The organism is Ruegeria sp. AB6, from assembly GCF_056542685.1.
The window spans coordinates 1-17,542 of record NZ_JBQGAD010000024.1; the positions used below are offsets into that span (position 1 = coordinate 1).

At 54.1% G+C, this 17,542-nt stretch carries 15 protein-coding genes; 12 read left to right on the forward strand and 3 right to left on the reverse strand.

All coding sequences use genetic code 11. From position 1 onward, the window contains the following. From ACR0DB_RS22300 to ACR0DB_RS22355, 12 genes are all read left to right on the forward strand, one after another. A partial coding sequence (locus ACR0DB_RS22300) for an FAD-dependent monooxygenase (protein ID WP_480553060.1) occupies positions 1–1,414 on the forward strand: 1,414 nt, incomplete at its 5' end. A gap of 38 nt (positions 1,415–1,452) precedes the next feature. Further along, positions 1,453–2,337: an intradiol ring-cleavage dioxygenase gene (locus ACR0DB_RS22305; protein WP_170353295.1), complete on the forward strand. Its 885-nt coding sequence runs from the start codon at positions 1,453–1,455 to the stop codon at positions 2,335–2,337. A 1-nt stretch (position 2,338) separates the two neighbouring features. Then, positions 2,339–3,169, forward strand: coding sequence for a 3-oxoadipate:acetyl-CoA acetyltransferase (locus tag ACR0DB_RS22310; protein ID WP_170353296.1), 831 nt, complete (start codon positions 2,339–2,341; stop codon positions 3,167–3,169). 480 nt (positions 3,170–3,649) lie between these two features. Next, positions 3,650–3,913 carry a DUF3489 domain-containing protein gene (locus tag ACR0DB_RS22315; RefSeq protein ID WP_058279951.1) on the forward strand — a complete coding sequence of 88 codons (264 nt, stop codon included), beginning with the start codon at positions 3,650–3,652 and terminating at the stop codon, positions 3,911–3,913. After that, entirely contained in the window at positions 3,910–4,323 is a 414-nt protein-coding gene (locus ACR0DB_RS22320) for a DUF2924 domain-containing protein (protein WP_082643509.1), read from the forward strand. Before ACR0DB_RS22315 ends, ACR0DB_RS22320 begins: the two co-directional genes overlap by 4 nt. Next, a complete protein-coding gene (locus ACR0DB_RS22325) occupies positions 4,323–5,951 on the forward strand; it encodes a recombinase family protein (RefSeq protein ID WP_058279952.1) in 1,629 nt (542 codons plus the stop codon). The genes ACR0DB_RS22320 and ACR0DB_RS22325 overlap by 1 nt, the downstream gene beginning before the upstream one ends. A 533-nt stretch (positions 5,952–6,484) precedes the next feature. After that, positions 6,485–8,857, forward strand: a complete 2,373-nt coding sequence (locus ACR0DB_RS22330) for an autotransporter family protein (protein WP_480553062.1) — start codon at positions 6,485–6,487, stop codon at positions 8,855–8,857. Positions 8,858–9,171: 314 nt separating this feature from the next. Then, positions 9,172–9,363, forward strand: coding sequence for a hypothetical protein (locus ACR0DB_RS22335; RefSeq protein WP_480553063.1), 192 nt, complete (start codon positions 9,172–9,174; stop codon positions 9,361–9,363). A gap of 37 nt (positions 9,364–9,400) precedes the next feature. After that, positions 9,401–10,705, forward strand: a complete 1,305-nt coding sequence (locus ACR0DB_RS22340) for a DUF6538 domain-containing protein (RefSeq protein ID WP_480553064.1) — start codon at positions 9,401–9,403, stop codon at positions 10,703–10,705. Then, positions 10,702–10,875, forward strand: coding sequence for a hypothetical protein (locus ACR0DB_RS22345; protein WP_165590725.1), 174 nt, complete (start codon positions 10,702–10,704; stop codon positions 10,873–10,875). Before ACR0DB_RS22340 ends, ACR0DB_RS22345 begins: the two co-directional genes overlap by 4 nt. 133 nt (positions 10,876–11,008) lie before the next feature. Further along, positions 11,009–11,737 carry a dockerin type I domain-containing protein gene (locus ACR0DB_RS22350; RefSeq protein WP_170624661.1) on the forward strand — a complete coding sequence of 243 codons (729 nt, stop codon included), beginning with the start codon at positions 11,009–11,011 and terminating at the stop codon, positions 11,735–11,737. 179 nt (positions 11,738–11,916) lie between these two features. Continuing rightward, on the forward strand, positions 11,917–12,567 hold the full coding sequence (locus tag ACR0DB_RS22355; RefSeq protein WP_170624659.1) for a hypothetical protein: 651 nt from the start codon (positions 11,917–11,919) through the stop codon (positions 12,565–12,567). A gap of 564 nt (positions 12,568–13,131) precedes the next feature. Here the strand turns inward: ACR0DB_RS22355 and ACR0DB_RS22360 are convergent. The 3 genes from ACR0DB_RS22360 to ACR0DB_RS22370 form a co-directional block, all read right to left on the reverse strand. Next, the gene (locus tag ACR0DB_RS22360; protein WP_170756425.1) at positions 13,132–13,740 is read right to left on the reverse strand and encodes a hypothetical protein; all 609 of its coding nucleotides are present in this window, start codon (positions 13,738–13,740) and stop codon (positions 13,132–13,134) included. Positions 13,741–14,775: 1,035 nt separating this feature from the next. Beyond that, positions 14,776–16,809, reverse strand: a complete 2,034-nt coding sequence (locus ACR0DB_RS22365; protein ID WP_480553066.1) for a pentapeptide repeat-containing protein — start codon at positions 16,807–16,809, stop codon at positions 14,776–14,778. 283 nt (positions 16,810–17,092) lie between these two features. Continuing rightward, positions 17,093–17,269, reverse strand: a complete 177-nt coding sequence (locus tag ACR0DB_RS22370; protein ID WP_170499280.1) for a hypothetical protein — start codon at positions 17,267–17,269, stop codon at positions 17,093–17,095. Between the last annotated feature and the right edge of the window lie 273 nt (positions 17,270–17,542).

The following is a 17,542-nucleotide window of genomic DNA, read 5'->3' on the forward strand; positions in this document are numbered from 1 at the left end:
CTCATCTCCACTCTCTGATGGTTACGATGAGCCTGAAATCCTCCGTTACGCAATCAACCTATTCTGTTCCATGAGTGCTGATGGCAGACACTTGCGTCATGAGCAAGACGCAGATGGAGTGACGACGACGTGCCTTGATCGGTTGTCGGGTGAAGAGATCACCATCCGGTCGAAGTACCTTGTCGGTGCGGACGGGGGCAATTCTCTGGTCGCCGAACATGAGGGGCTACCTTTTGAAGGCCAGATGGGTGTCGGTGGTTCGATGAACATCCTGTTCCGCGCGGATCTCAGCAAATACGTCGCGCATCGCCCATCGGTTCTCTACTGGGTGATGCAACCCGGCGCAAATGTGGGTGGCATCGGCATGGGTCTGGTCCGCATGGTCCGCCCGTGGAACGAATGGCTCATTGTCTGGGGCTATGACATCAATCAACCAGCCCCCGAAGTTGATGAGGCGATGGCCACGCAAGTAGCACGGCAATTGGTTGGCGATCCCGAGCTTGAGATCGAACTGATCAGTGCCAACACCTGGACCGTCAACAACATGTACGCGACCCATATGCAGAAGGATCGCGTGTTCATTATGGGTGACGCGGCACACCGACACCCACCATCCAACGGGCTCGGGTCGAACACGTCGATCCAGGACAGCTTTAACCTCGCGTGGAAGCTGGCGGCCGTATTGAAAGGTCATGCTGGAAAACGCTTGTTGGACAGCTACAGCGAGGAACGCGCACCGGTGGCAAAGCAGATCGTCACGCGGGCCAACCAGTCGATTGGTGAATTCGGACCGATCTTCGAAGCGCTTGGCATGGCCGAAGGGGTCGACCCGCAGGTCATGCAAAGCAACCTTGAGGCAAGGACCGGGTCAACGCCGGAAGCTGCGGCGCAAAGACAGGCAATCCGCGAGGCCATTGCCTTCAAGAAATATGAATTCGACGCCCACGGTGTCGAAATGAATCAACGTTACGACTCCCGCGCAATTGAAACAGATGGCCAACCGAACCCCGGTTTCTATCAGGACGCCGAACTCCACTTCCAGCCGACGACTTGGCCCGGCGCGCGTATTCCACATGTCTGGGTGTTTGATCATGATACAGGGAACAAGCATTCAACTCTGGATTTGTGTGGTCGCGGAGAATTCACCGTGCTGACCGGAATTGGTGGCGAGGCCTGGGTAGCAGCGGCCGAGACCGTCTCAAATGAGCTGGGAATGCCCATTCGCTGTCACGTCATCGGCCCGCGACAGACCTATGTTGACCACACCGGGGATTGGGCGCGCGCATCGGAAATTTCGGATACGGGCTGTTTGCTGGTCCGTCCTGATCAACACATCGCTTGGCGCTCGACCGATATGGTTGAGGATGCCGAAGCCGAACTGCGTCGCGCTCTGACCACAGTCCTTTCGCGATAAACAGAAACGGATCAGGTTTTACAGGTTAGGAGATCACAATGGACTCGCATGAGATGGGATACTTCACCGAGGAAAACTCGGCCGAGGTGGTTGCGGCCCGCAACAAAAATGCGGAAAGCGAAAGGCTTAAAGAGGTGATGGAGGTGATCACCCGCAAGCTTCATGAAGCGGTTAAAGAAATCGAACCGACGCAGCAGGAATGGTTCGAAGCCATCATGTTCCTCACCAAGATTGGTCATATGTGCGACGACTGGAGGCAAGAGTTCATACTTTTGTCCGATGTTTTGGGCGTGTCGATGTTGGTGGATGCTGTAAATTCCCGCCGCCCCTCTGGTGCTTCGGAGAACACTGTGTTGGGCCCATTTCACGTCGGCGATGCCCCTGAATATGCAATGGGCCACAACATATGCCTCGACCAGAAGGGCGAAGATATGGTGGTACGGGGGCGCGTGACAGATGTTGATGGCAACGCGCTGGAAGGCGTCAAAATCGACGTCTGGCAGGCAAACGACGAAGGGTTCTATGACGTTCAGCAAAAAGGCATCCAACCCGACTTTAACCTGCGCGGTGTTTTTAGAACGGGACCGGACGGAAAATACTGGTTCCGCGCTGTCAGGCCCAAACATTATTCTATTCCTGACGATGGCCCCGTCGGAGATTTGTTGAACCGGTTGGGTCGCCATCCGTTTCGCCCGGCCCATTTGCACTACATTGTGTCAAAGGATGGGTATGACGAACTGACAACCCACATTTTTGACCCCGAGGACAAATATCTCCATTCGGATTCCGTTTTTGGTGTCAAAGAAAGTCTGATTGCCGAGTTCAACCGCGTCGATGACCCGGTACGCTCCGAGCAAGTTGGCTTCGACGGTCCGTATTGGGATGTCGAATTTGATTTCGTCCTGGCACCCCAAGAGGTGTGACATGGGCGAGCCGTGCATCATTTGCGTCGCGATAACCGGGTCTTTGCCCACAAAGGCCAATAACCCGGCCGTGCCAATAACCGTCGAAGAACAAATCGAAAGCACCCAGCAAGCGTTCGAAGCGGGGGCAACCATCTGCCACGCACATGTGCGCAATGAAGACGAAACGCCGTCAAGCGATCCTGACAAATTCGCAAGATTGAAAGAGGGGTTGGAGAAACACTGCCCCGGCATGATCATTCAGTTTTCGACAGGCGGGCGGTCCGGTGCGGGCAAGACGCGGGGTGGCATGTTGCCATTGCGGCCGGATATGGCCTCCTTGTCGGTGGGGTCGAACAACTTTCCAACGCGCGTGTATGAAAACCCGCCTGATCTGGTCGACTGGTTGGCGGCGGAAATGGTGACCTATGGCGTCAAGCCTGAGATCGAAGCCTTCGACCTGAGTCACATTCTGAAGGCGGCTGACATGCATCGGAAAGGGCAAATCAAAGATACGCCTTATGTGCAATTTGTCATGGGTGTCCAAAACGCGATGCCGGCAGACCGTGAGATTTTTGATTTCTATGTAAAAACTGTCAATAGACTATTCCCTGGCGCCCCCTGGTGCGCCGCCGGGATTGGGGCGCAACAGATTGTTTTGAACGAATGGGCAATTTCGTCCGGAGGCCATGCACGAACGGGTCTGGAAGACAATGTGCGTCTGGACAAAAAAACTTTGGCCTCATCGAACGCCGCATTGGTCGAACGCACGTCGGATATCTGCGTTCAGTACGGCCGACCAGTCGCAACACCTACGCAGGCACGAGCGATACTCGGTTTGTCGTCCAGGTGAAAATTGACGAGGTCAGCGTTTAGCTGACTGCCGCCATCCAGTGCAAGAATCGGAGGACTGCAAGGTCCACTGTACAGACGTCTATCGCTACCGAGATCAAGCAGGTGCAGCGAACGGCAGCAATGCGAACTGCGAATGCAGCATTTGAAAACAGTCCTCAAGGGCAGCTCTGGGACCTTACTAACCATAACAAATGGCGGCAAAACGTGGTTCACGCCCGTTCGTGCGTCGCGCAGAATCGGTCAAGATGGGCTCGATGCAGTCATCTGAGTCTTTCCGTCAGATGACCGCTTGTGGTCGGAAAGTGGGAACGGAAGCCATTACCCACTGATCTAAAAAAGTTCGGGCTTTCTCCTTGAATGGACTGGACTTCACGACGGTTCAGAGCGGTACTGGCTGTGTCGAACATGCCCGGGATCACTGGGCTCCACTCAGTACAGGGCGAGGAATAAACCTTTGCCCTCAGAGTGGAGAAACACGATGACAACACCAATTGCGGCAACCCAAAATTCGGACAGAAACACGAAGGTTGCCAAAAAGCCGACCCGCCAAAAGCAGCTGTACAAAATGCTGACGCGGAAGTCCGGCGTCACAATCGCACAACTTCAACAGACCTTCGGCTGGCAACCGCATACGGCTCGGGCGGCGATATCCGCGCAGCGCAAAGCAGGACGTGTGGTCGACAGGGCGGAGACCGACAAGGGATCGATCTACCGAATTGTCGAAATGCAGGGCAACCAATGAAAGCGGAGCAAAACGAAGATGTTTCGATCCAAATATCAGAGATCGAAGCCCTTGATCGCGCAGCGTGCCTCGACCGATGGCGAGAGACCTTCGGGCGCTCACCACCGAAGTATCTTTCGCCACAGTTCATGAAGCGGGTGCTAATCTGGGAAACGCAGAACAGGGCGCTGGGCGGTGTGTCTGTTAAAACCACCCGGCGACTGAAGCAGATTGCAGCTGGGAAAACGTTGACCACGACCGCCAAGCCCGGTTCTCAGCTTGTTCGAGAATGGAACGGGCGGACTTACCAGGTCGAGGTCGTTGAGGGTGGGTACGTCATGGACGGTAAAACCTGGCGTTCGCTGTCAGCCATCGCCCAGTATATCACCGGCGCCCATTGGTCCGGCCCGCGCTTCTTCGGGGTCCAGTGATGCGCAGGGTCCGCTGTGCGATCTATACCCGCAAGAGCTCGGAAGAAGGGCTTGAGCAAGACTTCAACTCTCTGGATGCGCAAAGAGAGGCCTGCGAAGCCTACATCGCTAGCCAGAAGCATGAAGGATGGGAGCTGCTCCCGGATCGCTACGACGATGGCGGGATCTCCGGCGGACATCTCGAGCGCCCCGCCTTGCAGGGGTTGATGCAAGCCGTGGATGACAAACGCGTCGATCAGATCGTGGTCTATAAGATCGACCGGTTGACCCGCTCACTGGCGGACTTCGCAAAGCTTGTGGAACGGTTGGATCAAGCCGAAGCGTCGTTTGTGTCGGTCACGCAAAGCTTCAATACAGCGACCAGCATGGGACGGCTCACATTGAATGTTCTGCTCAGCTTTGCGCAATTTGAGCGAGAGGTCACGGCTGAGCGCATCCGCGACAAAATAGCTGCTTCTAAGCGCAAGGGGCTTTGGATGGGAGGCAACGTCCCTTTAGGCTATCAGGCAGGTGGCCGGACGCTGAAGATTGAGCCGGAGGAAGCGGCGACTGTTAAAGCACTCTATGATCTCTATCTTGAGCATGGCCTCATCCGCGTTGTGAAAGAGTGCGCAGACGCGATGGACCTCAGATCTCGGCGGCGCGTGCGTGGGGAAGGGCTGGTGTCTGGCGGTATTCATATTGATCGCGGGCATATCCATCATATTCTGAGCAACCCGATTTATGCCGGGCGGATTCGTCACAAAGGCCAAGTTTATGACGGTCAGCATCCTGCGATCATCGCGCCTGACGTCTGGGACCGGGTTCAGCAGATGCTGCAAGACGGGGCCGCAAAATCGCGAGGGGCCAAAAGCAAAGCCCGGCGATCCCTATTGGCTAGCAAGCTGTTCGATGAAACCGGCGACCGCCTGACACCCAGCCACAGCAGGAAGAATGGCACACGCCTGCGGTACTACATCTCCCACCGACTGGTGAAGGGCCGCAGCCAGAAGCATCCAGATGCTTGGCGTCTGCCTGCGGATGAACTGGAAACTTTGATCGCTGACGTCATCAGAAAAAACCTGAGCTGTCCGGATTTTGCTATAGCCCTCCTGCGGGACGTATCTGCTGCAGAGATCCCGGGCATCTCCACGAAATTGCAATCCATTCAAAGTGCGAAACAGTGCCTTGCTCTTGTCGCGCGAGTTGATCTCAAACCAGGCCAGGTGACTGTTCTTCTTGGCCACAGGGAAATAGCCGAGCAGCTTGAGTGCAAACTAGATCGGTTAGACATATCTGCCCTGTGCATCGAAGCTCCGTTCCGGATGCGCCGACGAGGAGTCGAGCTGAAGTTACATCTGGGAGACGCACCCTCGGAGGCGGATCTCACTCTGGTTCAGAACATCGTCAAAGCGCAGCGGTGGATGGCTATGATCAAGAGCGGAAAGACCTTTACCGAAATCGCAAAGACGGAAAGCACATCCAAGCGCCGCGTTCAGGATGTAGTCGATCTGGCGATGCTGGCGCCGGACATTCTCGACTCCATCGCATTAGGCGAACAGCCGGATGGCCTCACGTCTAACTATCTCATCAGGTCAGGCGTCCCGGCTCTCTGGTCTGAGCAACGCGAACGGTTTGCTAAGCTCTGAGCAAAACCTCTCCAAAATCTACCAAACTCGTACCGCCGAATTGGCAAACTGAGATTAAGGGCCGAAATCGGCCGTTTTTACTGCTTATCCCATGTCTATGTCGAAAGTTGCTTGAGCCAAGGTGCGGAAATCACGCAGCAATATCGACGCAAACTCTCGTGAGCTGAAGATTAGTGAGTGGGTGGCTGGGGTGGTAGGAATCCTTGCTGTCCGATGATTGTTATCGGCTTTTCAGCGAAGCCCGAGAAACTGGGGCGGTTTCGGGGGCATTTTGGCTGCTAGAGAGGCTGCCAACTAGACCGCTAGAGGGCCGTCCACTGGCGCGGACGACCCACTGACGAGTCGTTCCGGGTGCTGAAGACTGGTTGCTGGTGCTGGCGGGTTGGGGCGGAGCGGATGTTCAATCCTAATGCAGCGAACTGCCGCTTCGAGCCCAAAGCAGTCAATCGTTCAACTTTTTTAAGCACGCCAAAAGACTCACGGTGTATCACATTTGGGTGTACTCTCGCCGATGGAATAAGAGGAGAAAGGTGATGGAAACAAAGAGCTCGGCACCGACGGCACAACATGCTCAGCGTTCAGTTTTCATTAATTCAACACTGGGAGCCTTGGCTTTTGTGCTGGTGACGGACGACGCGCAAGCTCAAAGCTCGCAAGCCTGCGTAGAATTGGGTTCTCCTCGGATAGAGTACTCTTCTGGATCTGAAAGCACTCGCGTCAATCAAACAATCTCAACGACGGAACGCACGTGTCTTCCGATCCCAAACGGGCCCATTACAGGACTAACAATTGGAAACTCCTCAATCACGTCCTCAGGTGAAATTGAGTTGTACGTTCCTGGCCAAAATACCGTTCCAAGCAATGCTTCAGTTTTAACTCTTCTGAATGTTGATGTCGCGGCGGGCAGCGGAGACTTTGTTTCCCGAGAAGCCTTGGCGACAAACATCAACGGGAAGCTCCGAGTGAACCTCATTGGAACGTCGATCGGTTCCGGCAGATCAATGACATTCGCTCCATTCAACGGGGCTAATATCGACCCCACTGAAGTCTACTTCCAGTCTGACCGACCGTTAACCTATGACAACCTGACTGTTATGGGGGCGACCGAGGTGGTTTTCGGGGCGTATTTTATCCAAACCTGGATTGCAGAGGCTTCTGACTTCACGCTGACGAATAGTTCGATTTCTTCGACCAGCGATATGGCGATAGCCGCAGGTACAACCGTTCGGCTTGATGCGGCAAGCAGTTTGAACACCGTAAATTTTGAGAACTTTGGCACGCTGGCCGGAACGGGAACCGTGAACGCATTCAACTTCACAGTTAAAAACGGCGGGGTGCTTTCGCCAGGCTTTTCAATTGGTACACTCAACAACAGTGGCGGAATCGCGTTTGAAACTGGGTCACGGCTCTTAACTGAAGTCGATCCGACGGCCGGGCAGAAAGCTGACTTGGTGTCATCCAGCGGGCCAGTTACAGGAATTAACCGCGCCACAATTCAAGTAGAGGCTGCCCAACCTGGTCTGACTGCACAAGATTATGCTGCTGGCAACAATTACACTGTTTTTCGGGCTTCCAGGTTCGATGGAGACTCACCGACGCTTGTTGCTGGAGGTTCTCTTCCTGCGTTGTCTAATTTGACGATAGCCAACACGCCGACCACAGATGGTCAGATTGATATAGCATTCACGGCACAACCGGTGGCAAGCTTACCTCAGAACCCAGCAGTTACCAATTCGCCAAATGCCAGCAATCTGGCTGGCGCGGTGGCCAACACCACAAACATGTCACCCGGAACCAATCTGACCAATGGGTCAACCTTGGGTAATGCCGTAAACACGCTTACCAATTCAGGTCTGGCAGGGTTTAACCGTGTGCACGCGGAGCCTTATTCCTCCAACTTGACCATTGGGCTTGAGCAATTAGACCTGATAACCAACACAGTTTTGAGCCACGCTGACTGCCGCAAGTATCAAGCGGTCGGCTTCAGCAACAAGGATCAACCCGTTGCAGCAGGCGACATCGACACGGCCCATAGCCCGAGTGGCGCAATCGACTGTTCTGATCGGCGCTGGTGGATCGACACGGCCTATGTGAACGGGGACGTTGAGGGAAATAACGGCCTTGGCACATTCGACTATTCGCTGGGCACCATTTTGGTCGGAGCGGATGTTGCAAGTACCGATAGAGGTGTGGTCGGAGTGTATGCAGGCTTCGGGACGTCCTCCATGGATGAGCACGATCAAGTCGATCAGGACTTTTCGACCGACAGCTATCACGTGGGTGTCTATGGGCGTACAACAACCGGAACGTGGGAGTTCTCTGGGCTGATCGGTTACATGTTCGGCGAAACGGACGCCAACCGGAATAACCCTTCTGTTGATGCTTTTACGGGAGGCGAGGCAAAGTCTGATTTGGACCAAGAAGGAATTCACGCCGGTATCCAGGCACGGAAGTTGTTTAACCTGGACAGCGGTGCAAGGGTCTCTACGGTTTTTGGATTGAACTACGGGCGTATTCAACAAGGTTCAGGCACAGAGACTGGCGGTGGTGATTTCAACTACTCAATTGAAAAAGCGAACGCGGAGTCCCTGGTCGCTTCCATTGGAGTTGATTATCAACGCGACTTCTTGACAGAGAGTGGTTTGCTAACCCCAATCGCCTTTGCCCGGTATGAATATGACTTCTTTGCAAACAAAGACAGTGAGCACGAAATCACTGTAACGAGCCCGATATTTGGCACGTTCACACAAGTCGGACAAAACCGAGGGGCAAATGGCTTCGTACTTGGTCTGGGGCTAGGGTATCAGATTTCTGATCTGGCCAGACTAACGGCAGGATATGGCTATTCAGTTCGCTCCAACGGCCAAGAGCATGGCCTCGGTGCAAACTTAAGCGTTCGGTTCTGATAAGGCAGTACGGTTGTTTTTCCTTTAGGCAGGAAACTGGTCGACCCTTCGTCTGCAAACCTGCCATCCGCGCGGAAAACCTGAACGTCCACCTCCGTCAAAACTGAGCAACCTCCTGCATCTAAATAAAGAAGCAACTGCAGGAGTTTGATCCATGAAGTACCTGTCTGCCCTCGGCGTTCTCGTCGGGGGTTTTCTTTTACACCCACCGCCCAAGGCCGTCCTGACGACGATGCTCTGGGTGGTCTCTCGGTCCCATCCCGCTGTCTCCGCGCTGGTTTTGCTGGCCGTTCTCTGGACGTGGAGGTCCGACGATGACTGAGCTGGAGCTAAACCCCGGCGACGTCGTGGTCGTCCAGGCCTTCGATGACGTCCCTGAGCATCTGTTCCGGGTGGAAGAGGTGTTTGAAGACTGCGTGACCGGTTTTGCTGTCACTGGCCCACTGGCTGGGTCCTACGGCGAACCGGCCCTCGAGATGATCGTTCGACTCGTCTCAACCAACTGATCCCATCCCACATTCCAACGCTGAAAGGAGGAGATTGATGTCTGCTCACATTCGCCATGCCTATCTGAAAGGCCATACGTGGTTGTTCAGGCGCAACTATCCCGTTGACGTGGCTCTCGCACTGGGCGCTCAGGCGCTGAAGCAAAGCCTCAAGACCAGTGACCGCAACACCGCCCGCGTCCGAGCCGCTGAAGTCAATGCGCGGTTCGAAACGCTGGTGGAACAGGTTCGGTCGCAAGCTGAAGACGCCCTGTCTGCTCCAGAGAGCACCGCTGACGTTCCTGAATGGCTTGACCAACCAGAGTCGTCTCTCGTCCGTCTCCGGGCCACTCTGGAGGACTCTGGATGTAATCTGGAGCGGTCCAGCTTCGCCAGACCATCAGCGCCGGTAAAGGTGCCGGTTCGTGAGTTAAGCCGGGTCTATCTGAACAAGCGCAGTAACGAGCTACGACCCAGCGGGTTCAAATCGGTCCGATACTCTGTCGGGTTATTCGCTAGCCGAAACGGTGACCAGTCGGTTTGCAGCCTGACTAGAACGGACGGGCGCGACTTTCTGAGCGCCATAGCCCAACTGTCTCCAATGATCGGCAAGTCAGAGAGGACCCGTGGGCTGACCCTGGACCAACTGGTCGCGTTCTCGTCTCGGGGATCGGTGACTATTACAGTCAGAACCCAGCGGCGTATCTGGTCTCAGGTCAATCACTTCCTCGACTGGGTGGTCTATGAGGGGCATCTGGAGGTCAATCCTTTCAGGACTGTTCTCTTCGATCGCAAGGTGCGCCCTGCGCCTTATGCCGTCCCGACTGACGAGGAAGTCGTGCGGCTGCTGGGAGCCAAGGACCGGGAGTTACATCCGGTTCTGCTGACTTGTCTGCTATCAGGAATGCGAGCGGGGGAAGCGGTCGGGCTGCTTCGGGAAGACCTCGTGGCCAAGGGCAATCTCGGGTGCTTCGTTCATGTTCGACCTAACCAACTACGACTGTTGAAGACGGACGCGGCGGAGAGACTGGTTCCGGTCCACCCGGTGCTGGATGAGACCTTCCAACAATTGCCTAGCCATGGCCCTCTGTTTCCTGATCTGACCGTGGCGCACGTCACCAAGGGGTTTGCGAGACTGAGACGTCGGCTGGGTCTGGAGCGACCGGGACTGGTGTTTCACTCGACCCGCAAGTGGTTTGTGACCCAGTGCGAGCGAACGGGTGTCCCTGAGCACTTCACAGCCTCTCTGGTTGGTCATCAATCGGCGCGGTCGGAGAACGGGATCACCTACGGGATTTATTCGGCTGGCATCAGCGACGAGCAGCGGCGGTCGATCGTGGATCAGATACGGCTTCCGGTATGAGTTTCCCGGATATTGATGCGTTCGAGGAACGGGCTGCTATCGCCGAATACGATGGCGGTTGCACCCGAAAGGCAGCGGAAGATCTGGCTGCTCGGGCACAAGGTTTCCGTGATGCGGAAGCCTACTGGCAATGGCTGGCTGACTATGTCGTTAACCGAAGACCACCCTGACACAGAACCCTCGGCGGCCCTTAGCGGGTTGCCGGGGGACTTCTGCTTTGTATTTTTTGTCAAAAAAGTGTCGAATTTTAAAGTTTTAAGCTGTTAGGGTGATGGACAGTTAGTATCAAGTTGGAACTTTAGTATGGTTATCAAGAAAACACTTAACGCTCTGACCCCGTCTAAACAGTCGATGGATGTCAACGGTGATGGAAAAGTAGATTACAAGGACTTCGTCCACGCCGCGAAGAAAATAGGAAGTAAGGCAATACCTCCAAAATCTGCCTTTGATGCCAATAATGATGGAGTAATTGACCATCGAGACGCTTTGATCGGCGCGAAGATTGCCGGAGCAGCTGTTGTCGGAGCAGGAGCAACGCTAGCGGCTGGTGCTTATGGTGGCGCTCTAATAGTCTCAGGCACCGCGACGACTATTGCCACAGGTATAGTTAGTGTCGCAGGAGCCGCAGCAGGCGGTTTCACTGGTGCCATTTTGGGCACCGCAACCACCTCGACTTTCTTGGCCATGAAGTCGGCAAGTGGAGCCATAATCATAGTTTCTGAAACCGCTGCGGCTGTAAGTCCCGGACTTGTTTCAGCGTTCTCAGCTCTTGGATCATCTGTTGGAGCAATGAATAGCGCAGTGATTGCGAAAGTCGCTGGTCTTCCAGTGATTGAGGCTCTGGCATTAAATGCTGGGGTATCTAATGGTGCGTTAGTGATGATCTTCGGCATCCCGATAGCGAGAGAAGTCGCTATTGCAGCGGGTTTGATTTCATTGGTTATCGTGGGGGGATACGCCTACTTATTGCTTAACAAAGGTGTTGAGAAAACCGATGTGGTGGGCTTGTCGGGGCATCCGGCCTCAACTTAAGAGGCCACTTACATCCCATTTAACCGTCATTTTAGTTTATCTCGCTGACGAGCTCTCAAAAGAAAGGAAATCCAGCGACTACGACGGAGGCGCGAGCCAAAAGCCTGCATACATTGGCTCCGCAGAGAGGATAGAGCTCCTCCAAACGCATTGAGTTCAAACTATACGGTCGAGTGAATATGAGAATTATCCAACCGAAGGGAACAAAAGGAAGCTTAAAATGGATTCAAGCAGCGGTCGACAGATGTCCAGAGGTCCTGCAGCCGAGAAAGCTTCCAACCATTGAATGGGTCTCGCCCCTAGAGGAAGACGACTACGCCGAATATCGCGATGCGGCCTTTTTGAATCGCCTCGGAATCGGGCACCTTACTGCATCCTTGAAGGACTTCTGGCCTCAACGAGGGCCTCAGTGGGATGCTTTAGGTTTAACTTCGCATGGTCCAGTTCTAGTCGAAGCAAAGGCTCACATTCGCGAATTTTTCTCGCCCCCGTCGCAGGCTGGTCAACGTTCACGAGAGCAGATTAATCGTGCTTTCGCGACAGTCCGTGCCGATCTCGGAATTGGAGACCATGTTAACTGGTCGGAACTTTATTATCAGTACGCCAATCGCTTAGCTTTCCTTTGGTGGCTTCGGGAGCACGGGGTTGACGCGAAGTTGCTCTTTGTCAGCTTTCTCAATGACAGCGAAATGGGTGGCCCTCAACACGCCGAGACTTGGGATGCTGCGTTTGCAGCAGCAGACTACGCTTTAGGTCTGCCACGGCAAAATAAACTGAGGAGCCACATTTATCATGTGACGCCGGACGTTCGGGAGATATCCCATTTCTAATTGAGCCCCACCAACCTGCCAGCACCAGCGACCAGTCTTCAGCGCCCCGGAACCGATCGTCAGCGGTCGTCTCAGCGCCGGTGGACGGGTCAGCGGTCTAGTTGGCACCCGCTAACGACCTCTCTAGCGGTTAAAATGCCCCGTGCTCACCCTCTAATGGCCTCTCTAGCGGTCAGAAATGCCCCCGAAACCGCCCCAGTTTCTCGGGCTTCGCTGAAAAGGCGATAACAATCATCGGAGGGCAAGGATTCCTACCACCCCAGCCAGTCCTTCAGAACATGGAACGACAGCAGGCACTTGGGGCTAGACCCTCCGAGAAATGCCCCCGTTTATGCCCCAGTGGTTTCGGGTGTCACGGGTGCCGAGGGTGGGCCCTCAGAGGTCGTTGAAGGCCCATGCCACGGGTTATAGTCGATCGCGATCGACCCCGTTCGCCCAGTAGTCCCAATCGTCGCGCTTGTTATCCGCCGCCGATCCCTAAATCAGGCGAATCCGCAAATCCTCGGATGCATGTAAGTTTCCAGTTGCGCTATGAACGCTCGAGACGATGTCAATCCAAACACATCATTCGGCGCACCTCAGTCTTGTCCAACTTGATTCCCCCCAATCAGCTTCCGCAGATCTAAGAACTAGAGGCAATTCCAAGGCAAAATCATACAGCGTCGACTGAAGAGACGTTGTCATGGGCTGACCGTTATTTTCTGCCAACTCAAACAAGTTACCAGCAAAATTCGTATATCTGAGCGAAATACACTCCGGCTGCAGGACACCCTTAGGTTCGGCGGTCAAAAACGTCTGAACAATAAAGTCCAAATTTCCAGAACCTGCACCAGAATCGGCCGGGACTAGGTTAAACGAGGTGCGAATAACAAGATTGGAAGCTTGTGCACCTTGTGGGCAGCTTGATCTGCTTGAACTGGTTGAGAAACACGGCGGCACGCCATCGAAAAGTTCAGTACTCAAAGAGTTGGAAAGTGTCGCTTCGAGTGCTCTTTCAAACTTTGATGGTTGATAGGCCCGGTTCAGTGTATCTACTGCACGTACAATTTCTTCACGCGATCGCGACGTTCCACTCGTGGCACCATAGATTCCTCCTGCAGTGGCAAACACAGGAACTAATGCGACACCGAGAGCCAGTCCGAATGGGTCTGCCGAGGAAAGCCCCGCCTCCAAAGCACCTCCGGCGCCTGCGCCAATACCCGAAACAGCACCTTCGCCTCGCGTATAAGCGGTGCTACGGACATCTCCGTCTACGACCCGCACGGACAAGTTTATCGTTGAACGCGATGCTAAATTGGCAGTGTTTATGTCTGGAAGGGAGGGCGCGCACGCAGAAAGAAGCGAGCAAGTAGCTACGCATAGCGCTTTAAGTCTTTTTCCGTCGCTTCTCTTCATCTCAACTGGTGCATCGATTTGCAAGTTTCCGTGGGCTTCTTAGGCAGCAGACAACGGTCCAATTTCACCAATGCGGAGCATTGAAACTTCAGCCATCCTTTCCTTTTTGCAGAACTCCGAAAGTGCTTAAATATATCTCAAAATCAGAATGTAATTTTTGATTTGCATCAAGCGGAAGCGCATAATTGATCTCATTCGGAGTAAATTCTCCAGCGCTCGCGGGATGGAGTACATAGTGTGCGCCCGGATCGCCTGATTTAGGGATCGGCAGCGGATAACAAGCGCGACGAATGGGACTACTGGGCTAACGGGGTCGATCGCGATCGACTATAACCCGTGGCATGGGCCTTCAACGACCTCTGAGGGCCCACCTTCGACACCCGTAACACCCGAAACCACTGGGGCATAAACTGGGGCATTTCTCGGAGGGTTTAGCCCCAAGTGCCTGCTGTCGTTCCATGTTCTGAAGGACTGGCTGGGGTGGTAGGAATCCTTGCCAACCGATGATTGTTAAGGGCTTTTTAGCGAAGCCCGAGAAACTGGGGCGGTTGCGGGGGCGGAATGGAGCGTCAGCGGAATGAGCACGGGGCATTTCTGACCGCTAGAGAAGCAGTTTTCTGGCGCTGACGTGACAGCCTACGAGACCGCTAGAGACCCGCCCACCGGCGCTGAGACAACCGCTGACGAGTCGTTCCGGGTGCTGAAGACTGGTCGCTGGTGCTGGTGGTTAGGGCGGAGCGGATGTTCATGTCTAGGGCGGCGAAGGACTGGTCAGAGCCCGAAGCGGACGGATTCCACAGCCGCTCCGAACCTCTATTTCGAAGAAATTGAATGGAAATCTCTGATCAACTCCTTTATCCCGTCATCGCTGTTCCAAAGCCAACTTGAACAAGGACCGAATTCTTTGGTGTCTGTTCTGTCATCGAAAGCATGCGCAACGCTCCAGAAGATATAATCCGTCCCGTGGACCCAGTCCGCATCTTCGAAAGCCAACATGAAAGCAGCAGCTAGGAGGCGACCGTGTTCATCCGATGGTTTTTTTTCTTGCAGCGGCCCTTGAGTGAAATCCCAACCTGTGCGCCCTGCATTTTGATAATCGCAGCCACCACGGAAGATCCAATTGGCTGATCCTCTCCAAGTTGGAAAGTGTGACTCTGTTAGTAAGACAGGAACATCTAGCTCTGCGCGTAGCCTTTCCGCCTCGTCCATCATGTTCTGTCCGTTTTCCAGACGGGCTCGCTGCAAAGCGATGGCGACAGATTCAGCGGAGTAGTCCTTCCGCCCTCCCATGATCTGATTTGGAAAGAAGTTCAACCCAACTATGTCAACATGGCGCATCACATGGCTTGCAGGAAGTCTGCGGATGTCTGAATCATTGTTGTAATTGTGCGCATAGATGAGCTTCCCATCGTATACAGAGCGAATCTTTTCAAGGATCTCAGGCCAGCGCGCGTCAGCCTCGATCGCGCTGTTCAAATTATTCAATTCGACGCCAATTGTGAGGTATTCAGCCTGATTTTCCTGAGCGTAACGAGCTACAGCCATGATTATGGGCACATAGCCTGACCACGTTTGGCCATCCCCATCAAAAAAAACATCCAGCGGAACCGTGCCATAACCAGCGGCGTCTCTTGGTTCGAACCTGCGGGCCAGCTCAGCGAACGCTGGCCGTAGATTGACCGCCAGCCCCGCCGCTCTCGCTTCGTCCATTGCGAGGCTCGTAGCATCGCGTCGCGTTGAGGCGAAATCTTCATCTTCAAGTATTTGCTTGTTCGCGATTGCGCATCCCATTCGACGCCCCAGAGGATATTCTGCAGGCAGGTCGGCCTCCATTAAGCCAATGCAGCGAAAATCCAAAGTCACCGTGTTCAGCCCAAATGACGGCATATCTCTGATGGTTTTTATCATGTCGAAAACAGGTTGATCTGCGAATTCGTAGCCACCAAAAGAAATAAGCGCAGAACGGTATGACCATTCAACGCTAGGGTACTCTTTTATACCGCTTTCAGCAGCCGCAGACTCGAGAGTGTCGATCTCGTTCTCTCCAAAGCTGCCGTCAAAAATCTGCCCCCTATTCGCTAGGAATTCTTCCAGCGCGCTTCTAGTACTCTGTCCCCAGATTCCATCGATTGAACCGGCGGAATAGCCCAGCTTGGACAGCATTCGCTGGGCACGACCGACGTCGCTGAGCACGGCCCAATCTGCTTCCCTTGGTTCAATGGAAGCATTCGTCACGTCCTCTGAGGATGGCTGAGACAAGACCTCTTTAGATTGCGCCGCAAGCTTGTAACAATCACGGTTAATTAACGTGCCATTGGGTTCAAGGGTTTCACAGAAGACTGCTCCGTCGTCAAACCAGCCAGCGACCTCCGCTTTGGTAAGATTGGCCCTGACCATAGTTGCGTTGCGAATGTCAGTTTGCCTGAACTTTGCCCATCTTAAATCGGCAGCAGTCAAGTTTGCGCCTTGCAAGTCAGCCTCCAGTAGACGTGATGCAGATAGATTGGCATTTGATAGGTCAGTACCGATCAAGTTGGCACGGTTTAGAATTGCGCCTTGCAAGTTTGCACCAGCGAGATTCGCGTCTGACAGGTTCGCGTCAGATAGCCGTGCCCCTGAAAGATCAGCTTTAGTGAGGACCGCGCCGCTCAAGTTCGCGCCAGAGAGGTTTAAACCGTTCAAGTCAGAACCGCTAAGGTCACAATCCACACAGGCTTGGGTTTCAATCAAGCGTGCGACAAGCTCTCGCTTCGTGGGTGTATTTTCGGTCTGGCCAAGTGATGGGGTAAGCAAGGCCACTCCGACGTAGCAGACACCAGCAAATTTATGAAAAATTGTGATTTTCATTCTTATACAGTCCTCAAAAATTTGTGTACTAATCTGCATGTTGGGCACTAATCTGAAGTGAGATCTTACGATTTTTTCGATTATTAGGATACTGCTCAGCCTACAGGCCAGAGCAGCCCGAACAAGTCCAAACGGGGACGTTTGAACTCGAAAAACTGCAGAGTGAGCGACCAGTAGTCGCCGCCTAGACCACTCTCCCACGATCGGCCAACGCCCTCTTTGGCAAAAAAGAAATCAAGGTTCGAACCCCCGGCAACCCGCTAAGGGCCGCCGAGGGTTCTGTCTATGAGGGTGGACTTCGGTTGACGACATAGTCAGCCAGCCATTGCCAGTAGGCTTCCGCATTACGGAACCCCTGAGCACGAGCAGCCAGATCTTCCGCTGCCTTGCGGGTGCAACCGCCATCGAACTCGGCGATAGCAGCCCGCTCCTCGAAGGCATCAATGTAAGGGAAACTCATACCGGAAGCCGTATCTGATCGACGATCGACCGGCGTTGCTCGTCGCTGATGCCAGCCGAGTAAATCCCGTAGGTGATCCCGTTCTCCGATCGTGCCGATTGGTGACCGACCAGAGAAGCCGTGAAGTGCTCAGGAACACCCGTTCGCTCGCACTGGGTGATGAACCACTTGCGGGTCGAGTGTGTCTGTCATCAAATGATTTGGAACACGAGCGGTTGATTGGCTTTGGAGGCTCAGGCTCGCTGTAGTTTCAATTTACGCCGCGTTTTGATG

What these genes read in the sequence shown, in the direction of transcription:
- ACR0DB_RS22305 (WP_170353295.1), top strand. Translation starts at nt 1,453, where the DNA reads ATGGACTCGCATGAGATGGGATACTTCACCGAGGAAAACTCGGCCGAG.
- ACR0DB_RS22310 (WP_170353296.1), top strand. Translation starts at nt 2,339, where the DNA reads ATGGGCGAGCCGTGCATCATTTGCGTCGCGATAACCGGGTCTTTGCCC.
- ACR0DB_RS22315 (WP_058279951.1), top strand. Translation starts at nt 3,650, where the DNA reads ATGACAACACCAATTGCGGCAACCCAAAATTCGGACAGAAACACGAAG.
- ACR0DB_RS22320 (WP_082643509.1), top strand. Translation starts at nt 3,910, where the DNA reads ATGAAAGCGGAGCAAAACGAAGATGTTTCGATCCAAATATCAGAGATC.
- ACR0DB_RS22325 (WP_058279952.1), top strand. Translation starts at nt 4,323, where the DNA reads ATGCGCAGGGTCCGCTGTGCGATCTATACCCGCAAGAGCTCGGAAGAA.
- ACR0DB_RS22330 (WP_480553062.1), top strand. Translation starts at nt 6,485, where the DNA reads ATGGAAACAAAGAGCTCGGCACCGACGGCACAACATGCTCAGCGTTCA.
- ACR0DB_RS22335 (WP_480553063.1), top strand. Translation starts at nt 9,172, where the DNA reads ATGACTGAGCTGGAGCTAAACCCCGGCGACGTCGTGGTCGTCCAGGCC.
- ACR0DB_RS22340 (WP_480553064.1), top strand. Translation starts at nt 9,401, where the DNA reads ATGTCTGCTCACATTCGCCATGCCTATCTGAAAGGCCATACGTGGTTG.
- ACR0DB_RS22345 (WP_165590725.1), top strand. Translation starts at nt 10,702, where the DNA reads ATGAGTTTCCCGGATATTGATGCGTTCGAGGAACGGGCTGCTATCGCC.
- ACR0DB_RS22350 (WP_170624661.1), top strand. Translation starts at nt 11,009, where the DNA reads ATGGTTATCAAGAAAACACTTAACGCTCTGACCCCGTCTAAACAGTCG.
- ACR0DB_RS22355 (WP_170624659.1), top strand. Translation starts at nt 11,917, where the DNA reads ATGAGAATTATCCAACCGAAGGGAACAAAAGGAAGCTTAAAATGGATT.
- ACR0DB_RS22365 (WP_480553066.1), bottom strand. Translation starts at nt 16,809, where the DNA reads ATGAAAATCACAATTTTTCATAAATTTGCTGGTGTCTGCTACGTCGGA.
- ACR0DB_RS22370 (WP_170499280.1), bottom strand. Translation starts at nt 17,269, where the DNA reads ATGAGTTTCCCTTACATTGATGCCTTCGAGGAGCGGGCTGCTATCGCC.